Here is a 19177-nt window from a genome sequence, read left to right on the forward strand (position 1 = left end):
CCGTCCTGGGGCCTGCGCGACGCGCCCCGAGCGCGAAGGAGAGCGACATGAAGATCACCGTCAGGGTCTGGCGCCAGGACGGCCCCGAGGCCGAGGGCCGCATGGTGCCGTACGAGGTCGACGACGTCAGCGAGCACATGAGCTTCCTCGAGATGCTGGACGTGCTCAACGAGCGCCTCACCATGCGCGGCGAGGAGCCGATCACCTTCGACCACGACTGCCGCGAGGGCATCTGCGGCAGCTGCGACCTGGTCATCGACGGCATCCCGCACGGGCCGCAGCAGACCACGACCTGCCAGCTCCACATGCGGTCCTTCTCCGACGGCGACACCATCGACGTCGAGCCCTTCCGTGCCGGGCCGTTCCCGGTCATCAAGGACCTCATGGTCGACCGGAGCGCGCTCGACCGGATCATCCAGGCCGGCGGCTTCATCTCCGCCCCCACCGGCACGGCCCCGGACGCGCACGCCACCCCGGTGCCCAAGAACGACGCCGACCACGCCTTCGACGCCGCCACCTGCATCGGCTGCGGCGCCTGCGTGGCCGTCTGCCCGAACGGCTCGTCGATGCTGTTCACGTCGGCGAAGGTCACGCACCTGGGCCTGCTCCCGCAGGGCCAGCCGGAGCGCCGCTCGCGCGTCGTCAACATGCTCAACCAGCAGGACGCCGAGGGCTTCGGCGGCTGCACCAACATCGGCGACTGCACGGCCGTGTGCCCCAAGGGCATCCCGTTCGAGACCATCAGCCGCCTCAACCGCGACCTGCTCGGCTCGCTGGCGCGCGGGCGGGATTAGGTCGTGTCGTCTGTCCTCGCTCCGCTCGGACGCTCCTGACGCTCTGATCCGCCGTCTTCCTCCCTCGCTCCGACGCCGACGACTCACCTGTTGCCAGGGTGAGACGTCGGCGTCGTCGCTCCGTCGTCCAGACGGCGGCGCGTCACTCGGCGGTGGGCGAGCCCGGTCGTCCTCGTCCGACTGGCGGTCGACACACTCGATGATTTCGGTAGGCCTGCTGCGCTGTGGCAGACTTGCTCGCTGTTGCCCACGTCCCGCCACCTGCCTCAGGGGGAGAGCGCGTGACGCCGGGCCTCCTGATCCTGAGCACGACACGAGCATGGTGACCTGTGGCACCGGCAAGGACATGACATGAGCAAGCTGATCGACGAGCTCGACCGCGCCTCGCTGCGCACCGACGTCCCGGTGTTCCGCCCCGGTGACTCCGTCAAGGTGCACGTGAAGGTCGTCGAGGGCAACCGCTCCCGCATCCAGGTCTTCGCCGGCGTGGTCATCTCGCGCTCGGGCGACGGCCTGCGCGAGTCCTTCACCGTCCGCAAGGTGAGCTTCGGCGTCGGCGTCGAGCGCACCTTCCCGGTGCACTCCCCGATCATCGACAAGATCGAGGTCGACCGCCGCGGCGACGTGCGACGCGCCAAGCTGTACTACCTCCGCGGTCTGCGCGGCAAGGCTGCCAAGATCAAGGAGAAGCGCGAGGCCTGAGCCTCGGGCGTGGGAGCAGGGGCCGCGGTTGCGGCCGGCCGGACGGGGCAGGAGCCATGGCGAGCGAGGAGCTGACGGTGGAACGCCCCGGAGGACGCCGGACCAACCCGGCCCTCTCCTTCCTCAAGGAGCTCGTCTTCGTCGTCGTCGGCGCGATCATCGTCAGCTCGCTGCTGCGGGCCTTCGTCGGGCAGATGTTCATCATCCCGTCGGCGTCGATGGAGAACACGCTCCTCATCGGCGACCGGGTCGTCGTGCAGAAGATCACCGACTTCCACCGTGGCGACGTGGTCGTGTTCAAGGACCCGGCCGACTGGCTCGGTGACGAGCCGAGCGAGGACCCGACCCCGGTCGACCGGCTGCTCGAGTTCATCGGCATCCCGACCGCGAGCTCGCCGGGCCACCTCATCAAGCGCGTGATCGGCATGCCCGGCGACACGGTCGTGTGCTGCGACGACTCCGGCCGGGTCACGGTCAACGGCAAGGCCCTCGACGAGACGTCGTACCTCTACACGAGCCCGTCGGGGGAGCAGGTGGCCCCGTCGGAGGTGCGGTTCACGGTCGTCGTGCCGCGGAACCGGATCTTCGTCATGGGCGACCACCGCGACCTGTCGGCGGACTCACGCTGCCACCTGGCCGACCTCTCGCAGCAGGGCCGCGGGCAGACGGCGTTCGTCCCCATCTCGGACGTGGTCGGTCCGGCGTTCGCGATCGCCTCGCCCTTCGACCGGGCGAAACGCCTGCGCGTGCCGGCGACGTTCGCCGACGTGCCGTCGCCCACCGAACCGGCGCCCGAACGAGGCGAGATCAAGCCTGCCGGCGTGAGCTGTGTCTGAGGCCGCCGACCTGGGGGCTGTTCCGGCGCCCGGCAGCATCCGGCTGCGGCGCGACAGCGGCCTGTACGGCTACGAGCGGGCCCTGCACCGCGCGGGCCTCGACCCCGTGGCAGGAGCCGACGAGGCCGGCCGCGGAGCGTGCGCAGGACCCCTGGTCGCCGGCGCCGTGATCCTCGGCGAGTCCAAGGCACGCCGCATCGAGGGGCTGCGCGACTCCAAGCTCCTCACCCCGCTGGCCCGTGAGCGGCTCTACGACGAGATCACCCGCAAGGCCGTGGCCTGGTCCGTCGTCGCCGTCGAGCCGGAGGAGTGCGACCGCCTCGGCATGCACGTCGCCAACCTGGCCGCCCTGCGCCGCGCGCTGCTGCGCCTCGACGTCGCGCCGACGTACGCGCTGACCGACGGCTTCAGCGTGGACGGGCTCGGCGTCCCCGGCCTCGCCGTGTGGAAGGGCGACCGGGTCGCCGCGTGCGTCGCGGCCGCCTCGATCCTCGCCAAGGTCACCCGGGACCGGATCATGACCGGGCTGCACGAGACTTACCCCGAGTACGCGTTCGACGTCCACAAGGGCTACTGCACGCCGCTGCACCAGGAACGTCTCGACGCGTACGGCCCCTCGCCCACGCACCGGCGGCGCTTCGTCAACGTGCGGCGGGCGGCTAGGGTCGACGGCGTCTCCTCCCACGACGGGGTGGACGACGAGCAGGGCGAGCAGGGAGAAGCACGAGCCTCATGAGCGCGGAAGACCTCGAGCAGTACGAGAGCGACCTGGAGCTCCAGCTCTACCGCGAGTACAAGGACGTCGTCGGGATCTTCACCTACGCCGTCGAGACCGAACGGCGCTTCTACCTCTGCAACGCCGTCGACCTCAAGGTCCGCACCGAGGGCGGCGACGTCTACTACGAGGTGTCGATGGGTGACGCCTGGGTGTGGGACATGTACCGCCCGGCCCGCTTCGTCAAGAGCGCCAAGGTCCTGACGTTCCGCGACGTCTCCATCGAGGAGATCGCCCACTCCGACCTGCAGGTTCCCAAGAGCGTCACCGGGGAGTAGGCCCTCGGCGCCCCTGGGTGCCCGCCGCCTGGCCCGACCCGCCGCCGCCGTTCCGCGGCCTCCCGCGTCTCGCGCCGACCCGCTGCCTGGCCGCCTCCTGAGCCTCAGTTTTCACGTTCACGTGAAACCCCGGTACCGACCGCAGCAGATCTGGTGCGGGAACCACGGGTTCTCTGCGTGCACCGGGCTTCGGTGCGGCCCTCGCCGTCGTCGCCCCCGAGGTCCTGAGACCTGGAGCCCTGCGGCGGAGGTGCCGTTCGTCCACAGGACGAGCTCCAGGTGGGCGTCGTCGTCCACAGGCCGCAGCACGACCGGCACGTTCCGGCGTTCCTCAGCATGCTCCCGGTGGAGGTGAGCGATGGGGACGCAGCGGCAGTCGGTCGGGCGGCACGGGGAGGACCTCGCGGTCGCGGAGCTGGAGCGCCAGGGGCTGGAGGTGGTCGCCCGCAACTGGCGCTGCGGACGCCTCGGCGAGGTGGACGTGGTCGCCGTCGACCGGACGGGCGCCGTGCCCGAGGTCGTGGTGTGCGAGGTCAAGTGCCGGACGGGTCTGGGGTTCGGCCACCCGCTGGAGGCGATCACGTGGGCCAAGCTGCGCACGCTGCGCCAGCTGGCCGCGGAGTGGGTGCGAGACCACCCGACGGGCCCCGGACGGGTGCGGATCGACGCCATCGGCGTCGTCCTGCTGCCGGGCCGGGACCCGCAGCTGACGCACGCCCGAGGGGTGGGCTGATGCTCGCGAGCACCTGGTCGGTCGCCCTCGTCGGCGTCGAGGGGCGGATGGTGCAGGTCGAGGCCGACATCGGCGGCGGTCTGCCCCGCACCGTGCTCGTCGGCCTGCCGGACACGGCGCTCTACCAGTCGCGCGACCGGTGCAAGGCGGCCGTGACCAACTCCGGCCACCCCTGGCCCGCCACCCTGCTGACGATCAACCTGAGCCCGGCCACGCTGCCGAAGGCCGGCAGCCACTACGACCTCGCGATCGCGGCCGCCGTCCTCGCCGCGTCGGGCGTCGTGCCGCTCGACGCGCTGCGGCGGACCGCCCTGCTCGGCGAGCTGGGGCTGGACGGCCGGCTGCGACCGGTGCCCGGCGTCCTCCCGGCCACGCTGGCTGCCGCCCGGGCCGGCTTCACGCGCGTCGTGGTGCCGCTCCGGCAGGCGCCGGAGGCCGGCCTCGTCGACGGCGTCGACGTGCTCGGCCTGGCGTCGCTGAGCCAGCTCGTGGCCGAGCTGCGCGGCGACCCCGTGCCGCTCGTCGACCCGGTCGAGCTGAGCGTGACGACGGCACCGGGCGTGCGGACCGGCGTCCTCGACCTCGCCGACGTGGTCGGCCAGGAGGAGGCGAAGTGGGCCCTGGAGGTCGCCGCCGCGGGCCGGCACCACATGTTCCTGCACGGGCCTCCGGGCGCGGGCAAGACGATGCTGGCCTCGCGCCTGCCGGGGCTGCTGCCCGACCTCGACGCGGTGGACGCCCTCGAGGTGTCGGCCGTGCACTCGCTCGCCGGCTTCGACCTGACCGGCGGGCTGGTCACCCGGCCCCCGTACGTCGACCCGCACCACTCGGCGAGCGTCGCCAGCATCGTCGGCGGCGGCCCGCGCATCGCCCGACCAGGGGCCATCTCCTGCGCCCATCGCGGGGTGCTGTTCCTCGACGAGGCGCCCGAGTTCGCCCCCCAGGTGCTCGACGCGCTCCGGACCCCGCTCGAGTCGGGCACGGTGAGCATCGCGCGCAGCGAGCTGAACGCACGCTTCCCGGCGGCCTTCCAGCTGGTGCTGGCGGCCAACCCGTGCCCCTGCGGCATGGCCGCCACCCCCGGCGCCGAGTGCCGGTGCGCGCCGGCCGCGGTCCGTCGCTACGCGGAGAAGATCTCGGGCCCGGTGCGCGACCGCGTCGACATCGTGCAGACCTTCCTGCCGCTGCGACGCTCGCAGCTCAAGGCGGCCGCCGAGGGCGAGTCCTCCGCGCGGGTCGCCGAGCGTGTCGTCGAGGCCCGCGCGCGGCAGCGGGAACGGCTGCGGCAGACGCCGTGGCGGACGAACGGCGAGGTCCCGGGACCCCACCTGCGCCGCCACCTGCCGCCGCCGCACGGCGCGCAGCTGGCCTGGGACGCCCTCGACCGGGGCCGGCTCAGCGCGCGCGGCGTGGACAAGGTGTTCCGGCTCGCCTGGACGGTCGCCGACCTCGCGGGCCGCGACCGGCCGAGCCGCGACGACACCGCGCTCGCCCTGGCCATGCGTCGCGGCGAGCAGCCCGGCACGCTCGTCCGGGAGGTCGGGTGACCACCGGGGACGCCGCGCTGGAGGACCGCGAGGCCCGTCTCGCCCTCGGTTGCGTGGCCGACGCGGGCGAGCCGGCGGTCGGCGAGCTGGTGGAACGGCTCGGAGCGCCGGACGCGTGGGCCGCGGTGCTCGAGGACGCCCTCGGAGACCTGGTCGGCGGCCGAGCCCGCACGTTGGACCTCGACGAGCGGCAGGCGGACTGGCAGCGTTCCGGTGCACGCTTCGTGGTCCCCGGCGACGAGGAGTGGTCCGCCCGGCTGGACGACCTGACCGGGCTCGAGGCGGTGCAGCGCCGAGGGGGCGCGCCGCTCGGCCTCTGGCTGCGCGGCCCCGGGCACCTGCGCACGCTCGTCGAGCGCTCGGTGGCCGTGGTCGGATCGCGCGCCGCGACCGCGTACGGGAACGGCGTGGCCGCGGACCTCGCGGCCGACCTCGCCGACGCGGGGTTCACCGTGGTCTCGGGGGGCGCGTTCGGCATCGACGCGGCCGCCCACCGGGGCGCCCTCGCGGTGGGCGGACCGAGCGTGGGGGTGGTGGCGAACGGGGTCGACGTGGCGTATCCGCCGGGCAACGCGCGGATCTTCGACGGACTGGCGGCGCAGCACCTCGTCGTCTCGGAGCTGCCGCCCGGGTCGCACCCCACCCGGGTGCGCTTCCTCGCGCGCAACCGGCTGATCGCCGCGCTGACGTGCGGAACCGTCGTCGTCGAGGCCGCGCTGCGCTCCGGCGCACGGAACACGGCCGGCTGGGCCAGCGCGCTCGGCCGTCCGCTGATGGCCGTTCCGGGCCCGGTGCACTCCGCGGCCTCCGTCGGACCCCACCTGATGGTCCGGCAGGGGCAGGCGGTGCTCGTCACCCGCGCCGCCGAGGTGCTGGAGCTGGTGGCGTCCTCGGGTGAGCACCTGCTGCCCGCCGAGCACGGCCCGACCCGCCGGACCGACGCGCTGGAGCCGACGGCGCTGGCGGTGTTCGAGGCCCTGTCCGCCCACCGCTGGCGCACGCCAGGGGAGGTCGCCGGCCTCGCCGGGGTTCGGGTACCGGTCTGCCTGGCCGCCTTGAGCGAGCTCGAGGCGCTCGGCCTGGCGACCGGGGACGCCCGGGGCTGGCGCGCGACGCCGAGCGGAGTGCGGCGGTGACCAGCCGGGCGCCGGTCGGGGTCCTGGGCGGGTCCGGCTCAGCGGGCGCCGCGCAGGAACGACTCGAGCAGCGGTCCGGCGCTGCCGGAGCCGGAGGCGCCGTCCTGGACGAAGACAGCCACCGCGAGGTCGCCCTGCCCCGCGATCATCCAGGCGTGGGTCTTGGGCGGCTTTCGGCTGCCGTACTCGGCCGTCCCGGTCTTGGCGATGACCGGCGGGCCCTCGAGCCCGGCGAGCCGGGCCCCGCTGCCGGTGGTGACGACGCCGCGCATGAGCTGCTTGAGCGCGGCCGCCTCGTCCTGCGTGAGGGGCTTGGCCGTCGAGCGGGCCGTGCGGCCGTCCAGCAGCGTCGGGAGGACCGTGCGACCGGCCTCGACGCTCGCGGTGACGAGCGCCATGGCGAGCGGCGAGACCTGGTCCTTGCCCTGCCCGAAGATGGCCTCCGCCCGCACGTTGGGGTCCTTGCCGACCGGGACGGAGCCGAAGTAGGCCGGGAACCCGACGTCGTAGTCGGTGCCGACGCCCAGCGAGGCGGCGGCCTCCCGCAGGTCGTCCTCGCCGAGCTCGTCGTACTGACCGATGAAGGCGGTGTTGCAGGACTGGGCGAAGGCCGTGCGCAGGTCGATGCGGCCGAGCTCGGACGCCGGGTAGTCGTCGTAGTTCTCGTACGTCCTCCCGTCCACGGTGATGGTGCGCGGGCAGTCGACGGGGGAGGACGGCTTCAGCCCCGCCCGGAGCAGGGCGAGCGCCGACACGACCTTGAAGGTGGAGCCGGGCTGGACCCGGCCGGCGTTCGCCACGGGCTGGCGGTCGGTGGCGGTGTTGCTGGCGAGCGCGAGGACGGCACCCGTGGAGGGCCGGACGGCGACCAGCGAGGCCGGTCCCCGGCTCTTGGCCAGGGACCGCTCGGCGAGCTTCTGGAGCCCCACGACGAGCGTCGTCTCGAGGGGCTTGCCCCCGACCGGCTTGGCCTCGAAGACGGGGGCCGAGGCGGTCGGGGAGGAGGTGGGCGTCGGCGAGCCGCTCGGCGAGGGCGACGGGCTGGAACCGCCGCTGCCGGTGGGCACGAGGTCGACCCGGACGCCCGGCGTGCCCCGCATCTGCTGGTCGTAGCGCTTCTGCAACCCGCTCAGGCCCACCTGGTCGCCGTCGACGACGGCGCCGCCGGAGGCGTCCACCACCTCGGCCGTGGCGGGACCGACCTGCCCGACGAGCGCTGCCGCGAAGTCGCGGGTGGGCGGCAGCATCGTGTCGTCGTTGACGGGCAGCGCGCCGCGGATCGCGAAGACCTTGTCGTTGTCGGGACGCCTCGGGTCCTGGGCGCGGAAGGTGATCGCCGGGACGAAGGCCTGCGGACCCGCCTCGGCGACGAGCTTGACGTAGCTGCCCTCGTCGATGTCGACGAGACGGGCGAGACGTCGCGCCGACCTCTCCTCCTGCGCGTCGGGGAGGTTGGCCTTGTCCAGCCCGATCCGCACCACGGGGCGCTTCTCGACGATCGGGTCGCCGTCCTCGCCGAGGAGCTCGCCGCGCGCGGGCTGGAGCCGTCGCTGGGAGAGCCGGTGGGACCCGTCCAGGTCGGGCTCGAGCAGGGAGGGCGACCAGGTCGGGCGCCAGGCGCCGTCGGCGCGGCGCAGAGTCACGGTGCTCGCGTACGTCCACGGTGCGGGCACCCCGGGGAAGGTCCACCTCCACGCGAGCGTCGCCCGTGCCTGGTCGCCGTCCGTCGTCACGTCGGACACGTCGACCTGGGGCCTGAGAGGACCCATGCCGCGCACGAGGGGCTGGAACAGCGCGTCGGTCTGAGGGCCGCCGGCGTCGGCGAACGTGACGGGCGTCAGGTCCTTCTTCTCCAGCGCGGTCGCCAGCTGGTCGGCCGCCGCGCGGGCGGCGGCCGCGTCCGGAGGGGGCGACGGCGAGGGCGAGGGTCCGCTGGTGCAGCCGGACACCAGCAGGGCGAGCACGACCAGCCCGACGCCTCTTCGCACCGCCCTTATCCTGCCACCCGTAGGAGGTGGCATGAGGATCTACGCGCAGCGGCGTGGCCGGCTCGCGACGCAGGTCGCGAGCGACGTCGCGGTGGCGGCGTGGGCGGTGGTCTGGGCGGTGGCGGGCGTGCTGGTGGACGCCAGCGTCTCCGCGCTGGCCGGTCCGGCCCGCGACACGGCCCGCACGGCCCGGACGCTCTCCGGCCAGCTGGGCGAGGCCGCGACCTCGGCCGGGCAGGTGCCGGGCCTGGGCGACCAGCTCCGTCGTCCGTTCGACGCCGCGTCCGGGAGCCTCGGCGACCTGGTGGCGACGGCCGACGCCCAGGCGGCGAGCATCGAGCGGCTCGCCGCGGTGCTGGGCTGGCTGGTGTTCCTGATCCCGGTGACCACGGTCCTGCTGGTGTGGCTGCCCCGACGGGTCCGCTTCGTGCGCCGGGCCCACGCGGCCCAGCGCTTCATCGACGCGCAGGCCGATCTCGACCTGTTCGCCCTGCGGGCCATGGCCAACCAGCCGATGCACGTCCTCGCGGGCATCAGCGACGATCCCGTCGGTGCCTGGCGCGCGGGGGACCGGCGGGTGATCGACGCCCTCGCCGAGGTCGAGCTCCGCGACGCGGGACTGCTGCTGCCCACCCGGGCGTCCTGACCCGCCGGGTCCCGCCGGAGCACGTGCGGGCCGGGGCGACGGACCGGCTCAGCCCACCAGGTCGGCGTACTCCGGGTGCTCCTCGAGGAAGTCCACGGCGAAGGGGCAGGAGGGCCGCACCTTCTCGCCGCGGCGGCGGGCGTCGTCCAGGGCGGCCGCGGTCACCACGCTCGCCAGCCCCCGGCCGCGGAACTCGGGCTCGGTCCCGGTGTGCGTGAGCAGCAGGACCTCGCCCTGACGCACGAACGCGAGGACGCTGACGACCTGCCCGTCGATCCGGCCCTCGTAGCGCGAGCGCTCGTCGTCGCGCGTGACGTCCACCTCGTCGCTCATCGGTGTCCTCCCACGGCGGTCGTCCTCGGCGTCGTCACGGCGGTCATCCTCCCCGGGCGGCCAAGCGTCCGAGCAGCCGGTCGCGGGCCTCGGGCCACTCGTGGGCGAGCATCGCGAGCTGCACGGTGTCGCGCCAGCTCCCGTCGGTGCGGATGCGGTGGTGGCGCAGCACCCCCTCGCGCTGCGCGCCCAGCCGGGCGATGGCCTCCTGCGAGCGCACGTTGCGGATGTCGGTGTGCCACACGACCCGTTCGGCCCCGAGACCCTCGAAGGCGCGGGTCAGCATCGCCAGCTTCGACTCCGTGTTGACGAACGTCCGCCACCAGGGCCGGGCGACCCAGGTGTGACCGATCGCCAGCGCCCGGACGGCCGGGGCGATCTCGTAGAACGACGTCGTCCCCACGAACGTCCCGTCCACCAGCCGCTGGGCGTACGCCACCCGGTCCGGGTCGGTGAGCGCCGCGGCCACCACGGCGCGAGCCGCCGCCACGTCGTTCAGGGGCGGCAGGCGCAGGTGCGCCGTCACCTCCGCGCGCTGCTCGGGGGTCCCCAGGGCGGCGAGCAGGTCCGGCGCGTCGGCCAGGCGCAGGGCGTCCAGGCTCAGCCGGGCGGTGCGCAGCCGCGGCGCGGCGTGCCACTCGGCGTCGCTCACCGGCCGCCTCCGCGGGGACGCGTACCCGCTCCGCGACGCGCGACGACGAACAGCCGCCGGAAGGGCAGCACCGTGCCCCACGGCCGCGCCGGGTACGCCTCCGCCAGCCGGTCGCGCAGCGCCGCGGTGAAGGCGGGTCGCAACGGGTCGGGCAGCGCGTCGACGTAGGGGCGCGCGCCGGTGCCCTCGAGCCAGTGCAGGACGGGGTCGGGCCCGGCGAGCACGTGGAGGTAGGTCGTCTCCCACGCGTCGACCTCGCAGCCCAGGCCCGCCAGGTCCCCGAGGTAGTCGGCCGGCTCCGCCACGGCGGTGCGGGTCACCCCGGCGGTGTGCTCGGCGAAGGGTTCTTGGGCCGCGACCGCCCGGAGCGCCCGGTGGCTCGGCGCGTCGTGGTTGCCGGGCACCTGGAACGCCAGCCAGCCGCCGTCGGCCAGCAGGTCGACCAGGGCGGGCAGGAGGGCGCGGTGGTCCGGCACCCACTGCAGCGCCGCGTTGCTGAGCACGACGTCGAGCGGTTCTGCCGGCGCCCAGGCCGCGAGGTCGGCGAGGTCGGCGAGCACGAAGGACACCCGCGGACCCGCGTGCGGGCGGGCGGCGTCGATCATGGCGGTCGAGGAGTCGACGCCGAGCACCTCGGCACCGGGCCAGCGCACGGCGAGGCCGGCGGTCAGCGGGCCCGGGCCGCAGCCGAGGTCGACCACGCGGCGCGCGTCGTCGGCGCGCACCCGGGCGAGCAGGTCGGTGAAGGGCCGCGAGCGTTCGTCGGCGAAGGCCGAGTAGACCTCGGCGTCCCAGCTGGGCACGCGTCCCCCTGTCTCGTGCGGCGGGCCGCGGGCCACGCTAACGGGTGCTGCGTGCGAGCGCCGTCCCGCCGGCTGCGCAAACCTCCAACGCGTCCGGCGCCCCCGTCGTAGGATCTCGCCAAGACACACAGTCAGGGGGGCGATGTGTCAACAACTGATCTCGGCATGCGCAGAACACCGGTCCGGCCGGCGTCGGGGGTGGGCCGTGTCCCACGGACGGACGGCACCGTGCCGTCCCGGCCCGCGCCTGGTCCCGCGGCCTCGGCTCCGTCGACGGCGCCGGCAGCATCATCGGCACCGACGCCACCGTCCGGTGGTGGTCGCGGCCTGTCCGTCCTGATCCGCATCAGGAGCGCGCTGCCCAGCCTGCGCCCGGCGGAGCAGCGGGTGGCGGAGGCCGTGCTGGCCGACCCGGCGGGGGTCAGCGAACGCTCGATCACCTCGGTGGCGAGGCTGTGCCGCACCTCGGAGACCACGGTGCTGCGCTTTTGCCGCGCGGTGGGCCTGGCGGGCTACCCGGAGCTGCGGATCGCGCTGGCCCGGGCTGCGCAGGGCGAGGAGAACGACCGCGCCCGCAGCGCGACCGCGGACAGCGTCATCGCGGCCTCGGACTCGCTCGCGGACGTGGTCTCGAAGATCACCTACGCCGACCAGCGGGCGGTCGCGGACACCGGTGCCGCGATCGACGTCAAGGCGCTGCAGGCCGCCGTCGACGCGGTGGTGAAGGCGCGGCGCGTCGACGTGTACGGCGTGGGGGCGAGCGGGCTGGTGGGGCAGGAGCTGCACGGCCGGCTGCAGCCCCTCGGCGTGGCGAGCTACGCCTGGGTCGACCCGCACGCGGCCCTGATGTCGGCCGCCCTGCTGGGTCCGGGCGACGTCGCCGTCGGCGTCTCCCACACCGGGACCACGACGGACGTGCTCGACGCGCTGCGGCTCGCGCGGACGCGCGGCGCGACCACGGTGGCCATCACCAACTTCGACCGGGCCCCGATCGCGGGGCTCAGCGACATCGTGCTGACCACCGCGGCCCGGGAGACGACCTTCCGGACCGGCGCCATGGCCAGCCGCGTCGCGCAGCTGGTCGTCGTCGACTGCCTCTTCACGGGGGTGGCCATGCAGTCCTACGACCGCTCGGCCACCGCGCTGGACGCCTCGCGGTCGGTGCTGCGCAGCCGGCACACCGAGCGCCACGACCGTGGGGTCGGCGTCGGCGCCTGAGCCCGGCTCGTCCAGGCTCGGTCAGTCCAGTCCTGACCGTGCCCCCGGCAGCGGGAGCACGGTCACGACCGCTGCCGGTCACGTGCGCCGGTGGTAGGCCTCGCGCCAGGTGGGCACGTGCGGCACCCGGCGCAGCGGCATCCTCGCCTCGGCCGGGGTCTTGTCGGCCTTGACGTTGTTGCAGCGCGTGCAGGCGGCCACGGTGTTCTGCCAGGTGTTGGCGCCGCCCCGGGACTGGGGCATCAGGTGGTCGACGGTGTCAGCGACCTGGCCGCAGTAGGCGCAGCGGTGCTGGTCGCGGCGCAGGACGCCCCGCTTCGACCACGCCGGTGCCGCGGCGTAGAGGAAGGTCGTCTTGACGTAGCGGATCAGCCGCAGCACGACCGGCCAGGGGTAGGGCCCGATGGAGGCGCCCACGCGGGACTCCTCGACCACGGCGACCTCGCGCACCAGCATCTTGATCGCGTGCTTGACCGAGACGGTGTGCAGCGCGGTGTTGTCGGTGTTGAGCACGACGACCGCAGACATGGCCGCACCTCCCTCCGCCCCGTGCGCCTCGAGGGGTCGAGGCCTGGCTGGTCACGAGCCCGGATCAGGGTGCACGAAGGACGACTTGGCTGTCAGCAGGATTATGGGGCCACCGGCCGCACAGGCGAAGGAGGCCGGGCACTCCGGTACGCAGCTGTCACCTGGGCTGTCACCTGGGCGTCGTCGAGCCGCCGCCGCCCGGTCGGGTGGCCGGTGTCTCCCGGACGGGAACCGGTGTCGTCCGGTGGCGAGACGGGCTTGACGATGTCGAACACGTGTTCGAATATAGGCAGGTGTCCGTCGCCGTCGCCGTCCCCGCTCCCGACCAGCCTCGCACGCTGGGCGCGACCGGCTCGGCGGCCGGCACCCTGGCCGAGCTGCGCCAGCGCGTGCACCGGATGCAGGGCGGCGCGACGAGCCGTCGGCTGCCCGGGCTGACGCCCGACCTGGACCTGGCGACCGGGGCCGCGTACGCCACCGACAGCGCCAGCCTGGCGCTCGCCCTGCTGGCCGGCCCCTCGTCCGCGGGGGAGTGGGTCGGCGTGGTGGGGGCGCCCGACCTCGGCTACGAGGCGGCGGCCGGGCTGGGCGTCGACCTCGAGCGCACGATCGTCGTGCCGCACCCCGGGGAGCACTGGCTGAGCGTCACCGCCGCGCTGGTCGACGTCGCCTCGGTGGTCCTGGTGCACCCCGCCGGGCCGGTCGCGGAGCACCCGGCCGAGCGGCTGCGGGCCAGGCTGCGCACCAAGGACGCGGCGCTGGTCTGCTGGGGCGAGTGGCCGCGCTGCTCGGCCCGGTTCGCCGTGCGCGAGTCGGCCTGGACGGGGCTGGGTCGGGGGCACGGGCACCTGTCGGGACGCCGGCTCGTGGTCGAGGTGGGGCGCCCCGGCGCGCCGCGCCAGTCGTTCGGGCTGCACCTGCCCGGACGCGGAGGGGTGGAGCCGGTCGCGGTGGCGTCGGAGGCCCGGCAGCGCCCGCAGGTCGCCGGGGCGGCGTGGTGAGCGCCGTGCTGACCCTGGACACGCCGGGTGCGGACCCAGGCGAGGCCGACCCCCTCGTCGGCGCCGGGGCGGGCGCGCCGCGGGTGATGGTGGTCTGGTGCCCCGACTGGCCCGTGGTCGCGGCGGCCGCCGAGCTCGGTCTCGCCGTGACCGACCCCGTCGCGGTGATCGAGGCCGGTGAGGTCCACGCCTGCTCGGAGGAGGCCCGCCGCGACGGGGTCCGGCGCGGGATGCGACGGCGCGACGCCAGCGCGCACTGCCCCGACCTCGTCTGCGTCGACCACAGCCCCGAGCGCGACGTGCGCGCCTTCGAGGCGGTGCTGGCCGCGGTGGAGCGGGTCAGCGCCACGGTCACCCCGATCCGTCCGGGTCTGTGCGCGCTGAGCGTCCACCGGCGCTTCTACGGCGGTGAGGAGGAGGCGGCGGCGGTGGTGGCCGAGCACCTCGTCGCCGCCGGCGTGTGGGACTGCCGCACGGGGATCGCCGACGGCATGTTCACCGCGGAGCAGGCGGCCAAGCACGCCGCCCCGCAGGAGAGCGTCGTCGTGCCGCCCGGCGGGTCGCGGCGCTTCCTGTCGCGGCTGCCGGTCGCGGTCCTCGACGACCTCGAGCAGGTGAGCCTGTTCCGCCGGCTCGGCCTGCGCACCCTCGGCGACCTGGCCGCGCTGCCGGTGCGCGACGTCGCCACCCGCTTCGGCACCTCCGGCGCCTGGCTGCACCGCCTGGCGCGCGGCGCGGACGGGAGGCCCGCGGTGCCCCGCCGGCCTCCCCGCGAGCTCGACGCCCACGTGGACTTCGCCCCCGGGCTGGAGACCATCGAGCCGATCGCCTTCAGCACGCGGCGCACGGCGGAGACGTTCGTCGCCCAGCTGTCGGAGCACGGGCTGGTGTGCAGCGAGGTGCGCATCGAGGTCAGCGGCGAGCGCGGCTGGCTCGGCTCGCGGGTGTGGGCGCACCCGCGCTGGTTCAGCGCGGCCGACCTGGTCGACCGGCTCTACTGGCAGCTGCAGGGCGACCCGGCCCCCGAGCCGGTGGAGACGGTGCGCCTCGTCCCGGAGTCGGTGGAGTCGCTGGCCGACCACGGCGAGGGGCTGTGGGGCAGCGCCCCCGACGAGCGGATCGTGCGCGGGGTCGCGCGGCTGCAGGGGATGCTCGGACCCGAGCAGGTGCTCGTCCCCTCGATCCAGGGCGGTCGCAGCCCGCGCGACCGGCAGGCGCTCACCCCGTGGGGCGAGCGGTCGGGCCAGCACCGACCGGCGGGCCTGCCCTGGCCGGGGAGCCTGCCTCCGCCCGCCCCTACCCGCGTCCTCGCCGAGCCGCTGCCCGCGGTGGTCCTGTCGGCCGAGGGGATGCCCGTCCGGCTCACGGGCCGGGGCGCGGTCTCCGGCGAGCCCGTCCGGGTCCGGGTCGGGCGGCGTGACGACCGGCGCTCCGGCGACCTGGAGGTCGACCTGGTGGTCGACGCCTGGGCCGGTCCCTGGCCGATCGACGAGCTCTGGTGGGACCCGCAGGCGGCGCGGCAGGTCGCCCGCTTCCAGGTCGTCGCGGTCGACGGCTCGGCCTGGCTGCTCGTCGTCGAGGACGGCCAGTGGTGGGTGGAGGCCCGCTATGAGTGAGCCGGCGCACGGCGCGGGGCAGGAGTAGCCGTGGGCTGGAGCAACCCGCCGCAGAGCTGGTCCGACCTCGAGCGGGCGCTGTCGGGCCGACGCCCGTCGGGGCCGCCCGCGCAGGAGCCGCTCGTCGAGCCGGCCCCGCCGCCGCCCGAGCGGCGGGCGAGCCTGGACCACCCCGGCGACGACAGCGCGCCCGGCTACTCGCACAAGCGCCCGGCCTACCGCGTGCCGGAGGCGCGGCCGGACTCCCCGGACGAGCCGTACGTGCCCTACGCCGAGCTGCACGTGCACAGCGACTTCAGCTTCCTCGACGGGGCCAGCGACCCGGAGTCGCTCATCGAGGAGGCGGCCCGGCTGCGGCTGGCCGGGCTGGCGCTGACCGACCACGACGGCTTCTACGCCGCGGCGCGCTTCGCCGAGGCGGCCAAGGCGTACGACCTGTCCACGGTCTACGGCGCCGAGCTGTCGCTGGGCCTGACCGTGCCGCAGAACGGGGTCGCCGACCCGGAGGGGGAGCACCTGCTGGTGCTGGCGCGCGGGGTGGAGGGCTACCACCGGCTCTCGTCGGCCATCACCGCCGCCCAGCTGCGCGGCGACGAGAAGGGCCGCCCCCTCTACGACCTCGACGAGCTGGCGCAGCGGGCGGAGGGGCACTGGCTGGTGCTCACCGGCTGCCGCAAGGGGCCGTTGCGCTCCGCGCTCACCCGGCACGCCGAGGCCGGCCGGCCCACGCGGGTCGGGACGACCGCGGCGGCGCGGGCGCTGGACGACCTGGTCGGGATGTTCGGCCGCGACAACGTGGCCGTGGAGATCAGCGACGCCGGTCTGCCCACCGACTCGGTGACCAACGACGTGCTGGCCGGGCTCGCCGCGGAGCAGCGGCTGCCGCTGGTGGCGACGCAGAACGTGCACTTCGCCACCCCCGACGAACGCCGGCTGGCCGCCGCGATGGCCGCGGTCCGGGCGCGCCGCAGCCTGAGCGAGATGGACGGCTGGCTGCCGCCGCCGGGGGCACACCTGCGCTCGGGCCACGAGATGGCGCAGCGGTTCGCCCGCCACCCCGAGGCGGTGCCGACCTCGGTGCGGCTGGCGGCCGAGTGCGCCTTCGACCTCCAGCAGGCCAAGCCGCGCCTGCCCAAGCAGCAGGTGCCGCCGGGCCACACCCCGGCGTCGTGGCTGCGCGAGCTGTGCCGCCGCGGCCTGGAGGAGCGCTACCCGCCCGAGCGGCGGGAGGTCGCCCGCGAACGGCTCGCCCGCGAGCTCGCGGTCATCGAGGACAAGGACTTCCCCGGCTACTTCCTCATCGTCCGCGACATGGTCGCCTTCGCGCGCGAGCAGGGGATCCTCTGCCAGGGCCGCGGCTCGGCGGCCAACTCGGTCGTCTGCTACGTCCTCATGATCACCGCGGTCGACCCGATCCTGTACGACCTGCCCTTCGAGCGCTTCCTCTCGGTCAACCGCGACGAGGAGCCCGACATCGACGTCGACTTCGACTCCGACCGGCGCGAGGAGGTCATCCAGGAGGTCTACCGGCGCTACGGGCGGCTCAACGCCGCGCAGGTGGCCAACGTCATCAGCTACCGGCCCAAGTCGGCGGTGCGCGACATGGCCAAGGCCCTCGGCCACTCCACCGGGCAGCAGGACGCCTGGTCCAAGCAGATCGACTCCTGGGGCTCGGTGACGATCAACGGCCACCACGAGCAGCACGACCACGACATCCCGACCGCGGTGGTCGACCTCGCCGAGCAGCTGCTGCGCGCCCCGCGGCACCTCGGCATCCACTCCGGCGGCATGGTGCTCACCGAGCGGCCGGTCGGGGAGGTGGTGCCGATCGAGCGCGGCCGGATGGACGAGCGCACCGTGCTGCAGTGGGACAAGGACTCGTGCGCCTGGATGGGCCTGGTCAAGTTCGACTTCCTCGGCCTCGGCATCCTCGCCGCGATCCAGTACACCCTCGACCTCGCCGCCGACCGCGTCGGCGAGCGCTGGGACCTCGACTCGATCCCCAAGGAGGAGCAGGGCGTCTACGACATGCTCTGCCGGGCCGACTCGATCGGGGTGTTCCAGGTCGAGAGCCGCGCCCAGATCGGGACCCTGCCGCGCCTGCAGCCGCGGCGCTTCTACGACCTCGTGGTCGAGATCGGCCTGATCCGGCCCGGACCCATCCAGGGTGGGGCGGTGCACCCGTACATCCGCCGGGCCACCGGCAAGGAGGAGATCACCTACCTGCACCCGGCGCTGAAGCCGGTGCTCGAGCGCACCAAGGGCATCCCGCTCTTCCAGGAGCAGCTGATGCAGATCGCGATGACGGTGGGCGGCTGCACCGGCGACGACGCCGACCTGCTGCGGCGGGCGATGGGGTCCAAGCGCGGGGTGGAGAAGATCGAGCGGCTGCGGGCCACGCTGTACGAGGGGATGGCCTCGCACGGCATCGTCGGCGAGCTCGCCGACGACATCTACGCGCGGATCCAGGCGTTCGCGAACTTCGGCTTCGCCGAGAGCCACTCGATCAGCTTCGCGCTGCTGGTCTACGCCTCGTCCTGGCTCAAGCTGCACTACCCGGGGGCGTTCCTCGCCGGGCTGCTGCGCGCGCAGCCGATGGGCTTCTACTCCTCCCAGTCGCTGGTCGCCGACGGACGCCGGCACGGGGTCAAGGTCCTGCGCCCCGACATCGTGCGCTCCGACGTCGACGCCGACCTCGAGCTGCTCGACGAGGGCGACGCCGGTGCGGAGGTGCTCGCCACCGGGCGCGACGCGTGCACCGAGCGCGACCAGCCTCCCGTCGGCCCGTGGGTGCCCGGCACCCCGGACAAGACCCACGAGCACCGCCGGGACGGCCGGTTCGCGGTCCGGCTGGGCCTGACCGAGGTGCAGGGGATCGGGCGTGCGCAGGCCCAGCGCGTCGTCGACGCCCGCGCCGACGGCCCGTTCACCAGCATCAACGACGTCGTCCGCCGCACCGGTCTGACCGTCGCGCAGACCGAGGCGCTGGCCACGGCGGGGGCGTTCGACTCCTTCGGGCTCTCCCGGCGCCAGGCGCTGTGGAACGCCGGGTACGCCGACAGCGCCGACACCCTGCCCGGGTCGGCCGTCGACGCCGCGCCGCCCGAGCTGCCCGGCATGAGCGCCGCCGAGCTGACGCTGGCCGACCTGTGGGCGACGCAGATCAGCCCGGACGACCACCCGGTGGGGCACCTGCGCCCGGTGCTGGACACCCATGAGGTCGTCCCGATCTCGGCCCTGGGCATCGAGCACGACCGCACCCGGGTGCGGGTGGCCGGGCTGGTCACCCACCGCCAGCGGCCCTCGACGGCGGGGGGCGTCACGTTCCTCAACCTGGAGGACGAGACGGGGATGCTCAACATCGTCTGCTCGCGGCCGATGTGGCAGCGCTTCGTGCGGGTGGGCCGGCGGACCAACGCGATGCTGGTCCGCGGCACCATCGAGCACGCGGACGGTGTGACCAACCTGGTCGCCGACCGCCTCGAGCCGCTCAGCAGCCTCTTCCCGAAGGAGGTGACCGCCGCGATCCCGCAGAGCTACCGCTCCCGGGACTTCCGCTGACCAGCCTGGTGGGGCGGCCGCGCCCGAGGG

The 19177-nt window shown here is 74.7% G+C and carries 18 protein-coding genes; 13 read left to right on the plus strand and 5 right to left on the minus strand.

The window, feature by feature from the left end; translation table 11 throughout:
• Window positions 1–47 precede the first annotated feature (47 nt).
• The 8 genes from BMY04_RS07395 (at window position 48) to dprA (ending at window position 6801) form a co-directional block, all read left to right on the plus strand.
• Window positions 48–794: a succinate dehydrogenase/fumarate reductase iron-sulfur subunit gene (locus BMY04_RS07395; RefSeq protein WP_091178443.1), complete on the plus strand. Its 747-nt coding sequence runs from the start codon at window positions 48–50 to the stop codon at window positions 792–794.
• 351 nt (window positions 795–1145) lie between these two features.
• Window positions 1146–1496: a 50S ribosomal protein L19 gene (rplS, locus tag BMY04_RS07400; protein ID WP_091178444.1), complete on the plus strand. Its 351-nt coding sequence runs from the start codon at window positions 1146–1148 to the stop codon at window positions 1494–1496.
• A 77-nt stretch (window positions 1497–1573) separates the two neighbouring features.
• Window positions 1574–2332 carry a signal peptidase I gene (lepB, locus tag BMY04_RS07405; protein WP_232506161.1) on the plus strand — a complete coding sequence of 253 codons (759 nt, stop codon included), beginning with the start codon at window positions 1574–1576 and terminating at the stop codon, window positions 2330–2332.
• Between the two features lie 10 nt (window positions 2333–2342).
• Window positions 2343–3068 carry a ribonuclease HII gene (locus tag BMY04_RS07410; protein WP_091178593.1) on the plus strand — a complete coding sequence of 242 codons (726 nt, stop codon included), beginning with the start codon at window positions 2343–2345 and terminating at the stop codon, window positions 3066–3068.
• A complete protein-coding gene (locus BMY04_RS07415; RefSeq protein WP_091178446.1) occupies window positions 3065–3385 on the plus strand; it encodes a DUF2469 domain-containing protein in 321 nt (106 codons plus the stop codon). The genes BMY04_RS07410 and BMY04_RS07415 overlap by 4 nt, the downstream gene beginning before the upstream one ends.
• A 358-nt stretch (window positions 3386–3743) precedes the next feature.
• Window positions 3744–4118 (plus strand): YraN family protein, encoded by a 375-nt coding sequence (locus BMY04_RS07420; protein WP_091178447.1) that lies wholly within the window; start codon window positions 3744–3746, stop codon window positions 4116–4118.
• Window positions 4118–5665 (plus strand): YifB family Mg chelatase-like AAA ATPase, encoded by a 1548-nt coding sequence (locus tag BMY04_RS07425; RefSeq protein ID WP_170854035.1) that lies wholly within the window; start codon window positions 4118–4120, stop codon window positions 5663–5665. Before BMY04_RS07420 ends, BMY04_RS07425 begins: the two co-directional genes overlap by 1 nt.
• Window positions 5662–6801, plus strand: a complete 1140-nt coding sequence (gene dprA, locus BMY04_RS07430) for a DNA-processing protein DprA (protein WP_091178448.1) — start codon at window positions 5662–5664, stop codon at window positions 6799–6801. Before BMY04_RS07425 ends, dprA begins: the two co-directional genes overlap by 4 nt.
• Before the next feature lie 38 nt (window positions 6802–6839).
• Here the strand turns inward: dprA and BMY04_RS07435 are convergent, their stop codons facing one another.
• Window positions 6840–8789, minus strand: coding sequence for a penicillin-binding transpeptidase domain-containing protein (locus tag BMY04_RS07435; protein ID WP_170854036.1), 1950 nt, complete (start codon window positions 8787–8789; stop codon window positions 6840–6842).
• 31 nt (window positions 8790–8820) lie between these two features.
• On the opposite strand from BMY04_RS07435, the gene BMY04_RS07440 reads away from it, so the two are divergent.
• Window positions 8821–9435, plus strand: a complete 615-nt coding sequence (locus BMY04_RS07440) for a hypothetical protein (RefSeq protein WP_091178450.1) — start codon at window positions 8821–8823, stop codon at window positions 9433–9435.
• 48 nt (window positions 9436–9483) lie between these two features.
• Here BMY04_RS07440 and BMY04_RS07445 read toward each other — a convergent pair whose 3' ends face one another.
• The 3 genes from BMY04_RS07445 to BMY04_RS07455 are packed head-to-tail and all read right to left on the minus strand — an operon-like array spanning window position 9484 to window position 11223.
• Window positions 9484–9768, minus strand: a complete 285-nt coding sequence (locus BMY04_RS07445; protein ID WP_091178451.1) for a GNAT family N-acetyltransferase — start codon at window positions 9766–9768, stop codon at window positions 9484–9486.
• Between the two features lie 43 nt (window positions 9769–9811).
• Window positions 9812–10420, minus strand: a complete 609-nt coding sequence (locus tag BMY04_RS07450; protein ID WP_198409979.1) for a GNAT family N-acetyltransferase — start codon at window positions 10418–10420, stop codon at window positions 9812–9814.
• On the minus strand, window positions 10417–11223 hold the full coding sequence (locus BMY04_RS07455; RefSeq protein WP_091178452.1) for a methyltransferase domain-containing protein: 807 nt from the start codon (window positions 11221–11223) through the stop codon (window positions 10417–10419). Before BMY04_RS07455 ends, BMY04_RS07450 begins: the two co-directional genes overlap by 4 nt.
• A 345-nt stretch (window positions 11224–11568) precedes the next feature.
• Here BMY04_RS07455 and BMY04_RS07460 point away from each other — a divergent pair, with 345 nt between their 5' ends.
• Window positions 11569–12441, plus strand: a complete 873-nt coding sequence (locus tag BMY04_RS07460; RefSeq protein ID WP_269766206.1) for a MurR/RpiR family transcriptional regulator — start codon at window positions 11569–11571, stop codon at window positions 12439–12441.
• Window positions 12442–12519: 78 nt separating this feature from the next.
• Here BMY04_RS07460 and BMY04_RS07465 read toward each other — a convergent pair whose 3' ends face one another.
• Entirely contained in the window at window positions 12520–12969 is a 450-nt protein-coding gene (locus tag BMY04_RS07465; RefSeq protein WP_091178454.1) for an HNH endonuclease, read from the minus strand.
• Window positions 12970–13262: 293 nt separating this feature from the next.
• On the opposite strand from BMY04_RS07465, the gene BMY04_RS07470 reads away from it, so the two are divergent.
• The 3 genes from BMY04_RS07470 to BMY04_RS07480 are packed head-to-tail and all read left to right on the plus strand — an operon-like array spanning window position 13263 to window position 19147.
• Complete coding sequence (locus tag BMY04_RS07470; protein ID WP_091178455.1) at window positions 13263–13970, plus strand: hypothetical protein; 708 nt, start codon at window positions 13263–13265, stop codon at window positions 13968–13970.
• Window positions 13967–15586 carry a DNA polymerase Y family protein gene (locus BMY04_RS07475; protein ID WP_232506163.1) on the plus strand — a complete coding sequence of 540 codons (1620 nt, stop codon included), beginning with the start codon at window positions 13967–13969 and terminating at the stop codon, window positions 15584–15586. Before BMY04_RS07470 ends, BMY04_RS07475 begins: the two co-directional genes overlap by 4 nt.
• Before the next feature lie 30 nt (window positions 15587–15616).
• Window positions 15617–19147, plus strand: coding sequence for an error-prone DNA polymerase (locus BMY04_RS07480; protein WP_091178456.1), 3531 nt, complete (start codon window positions 15617–15619; stop codon window positions 19145–19147).
• Window positions 19148–19177: the final 30 nt, after the last annotated feature.

This window comes from Microlunatus flavus, assembly GCF_900110855.1.
In the GTDB taxonomy this organism is placed as follows: Bacteria; Actinomycetota; Actinomycetes; order Propionibacteriales; family Propionibacteriaceae; genus Microlunatus; species Microlunatus flavus.

Bases quoted from the DNA above. Each gene is read 5' to 3' on its own strand.
- BMY04_RS07395 (WP_091178443.1), top strand. From the start codon at position 48: ATGAAGATCACCGTCAGGGTCTGGCGCCAGGACGGCCCCGAGGCCGAG.
- rplS (WP_091178444.1), top strand. From the start codon at position 1,146: ATGAGCAAGCTGATCGACGAGCTCGACCGCGCCTCGCTGCGCACCGAC.
- BMY04_RS07415 (WP_091178446.1), top strand. From the start codon at position 3,065: ATGAGCGCGGAAGACCTCGAGCAGTACGAGAGCGACCTGGAGCTCCAG.
- BMY04_RS07420 (WP_091178447.1), top strand. From the start codon at position 3,744: ATGGGGACGCAGCGGCAGTCGGTCGGGCGGCACGGGGAGGACCTCGCG.
- BMY04_RS07425 (WP_170854035.1), top strand. From the start codon at position 4,118: ATGCTCGCGAGCACCTGGTCGGTCGCCCTCGTCGGCGTCGAGGGGCGG.
- BMY04_RS07440 (WP_091178450.1), top strand. From the start codon at position 8,821: ATGAGGATCTACGCGCAGCGGCGTGGCCGGCTCGCGACGCAGGTCGCG.
- BMY04_RS07445 (WP_091178451.1), bottom strand. From the start codon at position 9,768: ATGAGCGACGAGGTGGACGTCACGCGCGACGACGAGCGCTCGCGCTAC.
- BMY04_RS07465 (WP_091178454.1), bottom strand. From the start codon at position 12,969: ATGTCTGCGGTCGTCGTGCTCAACACCGACAACACCGCGCTGCACACC.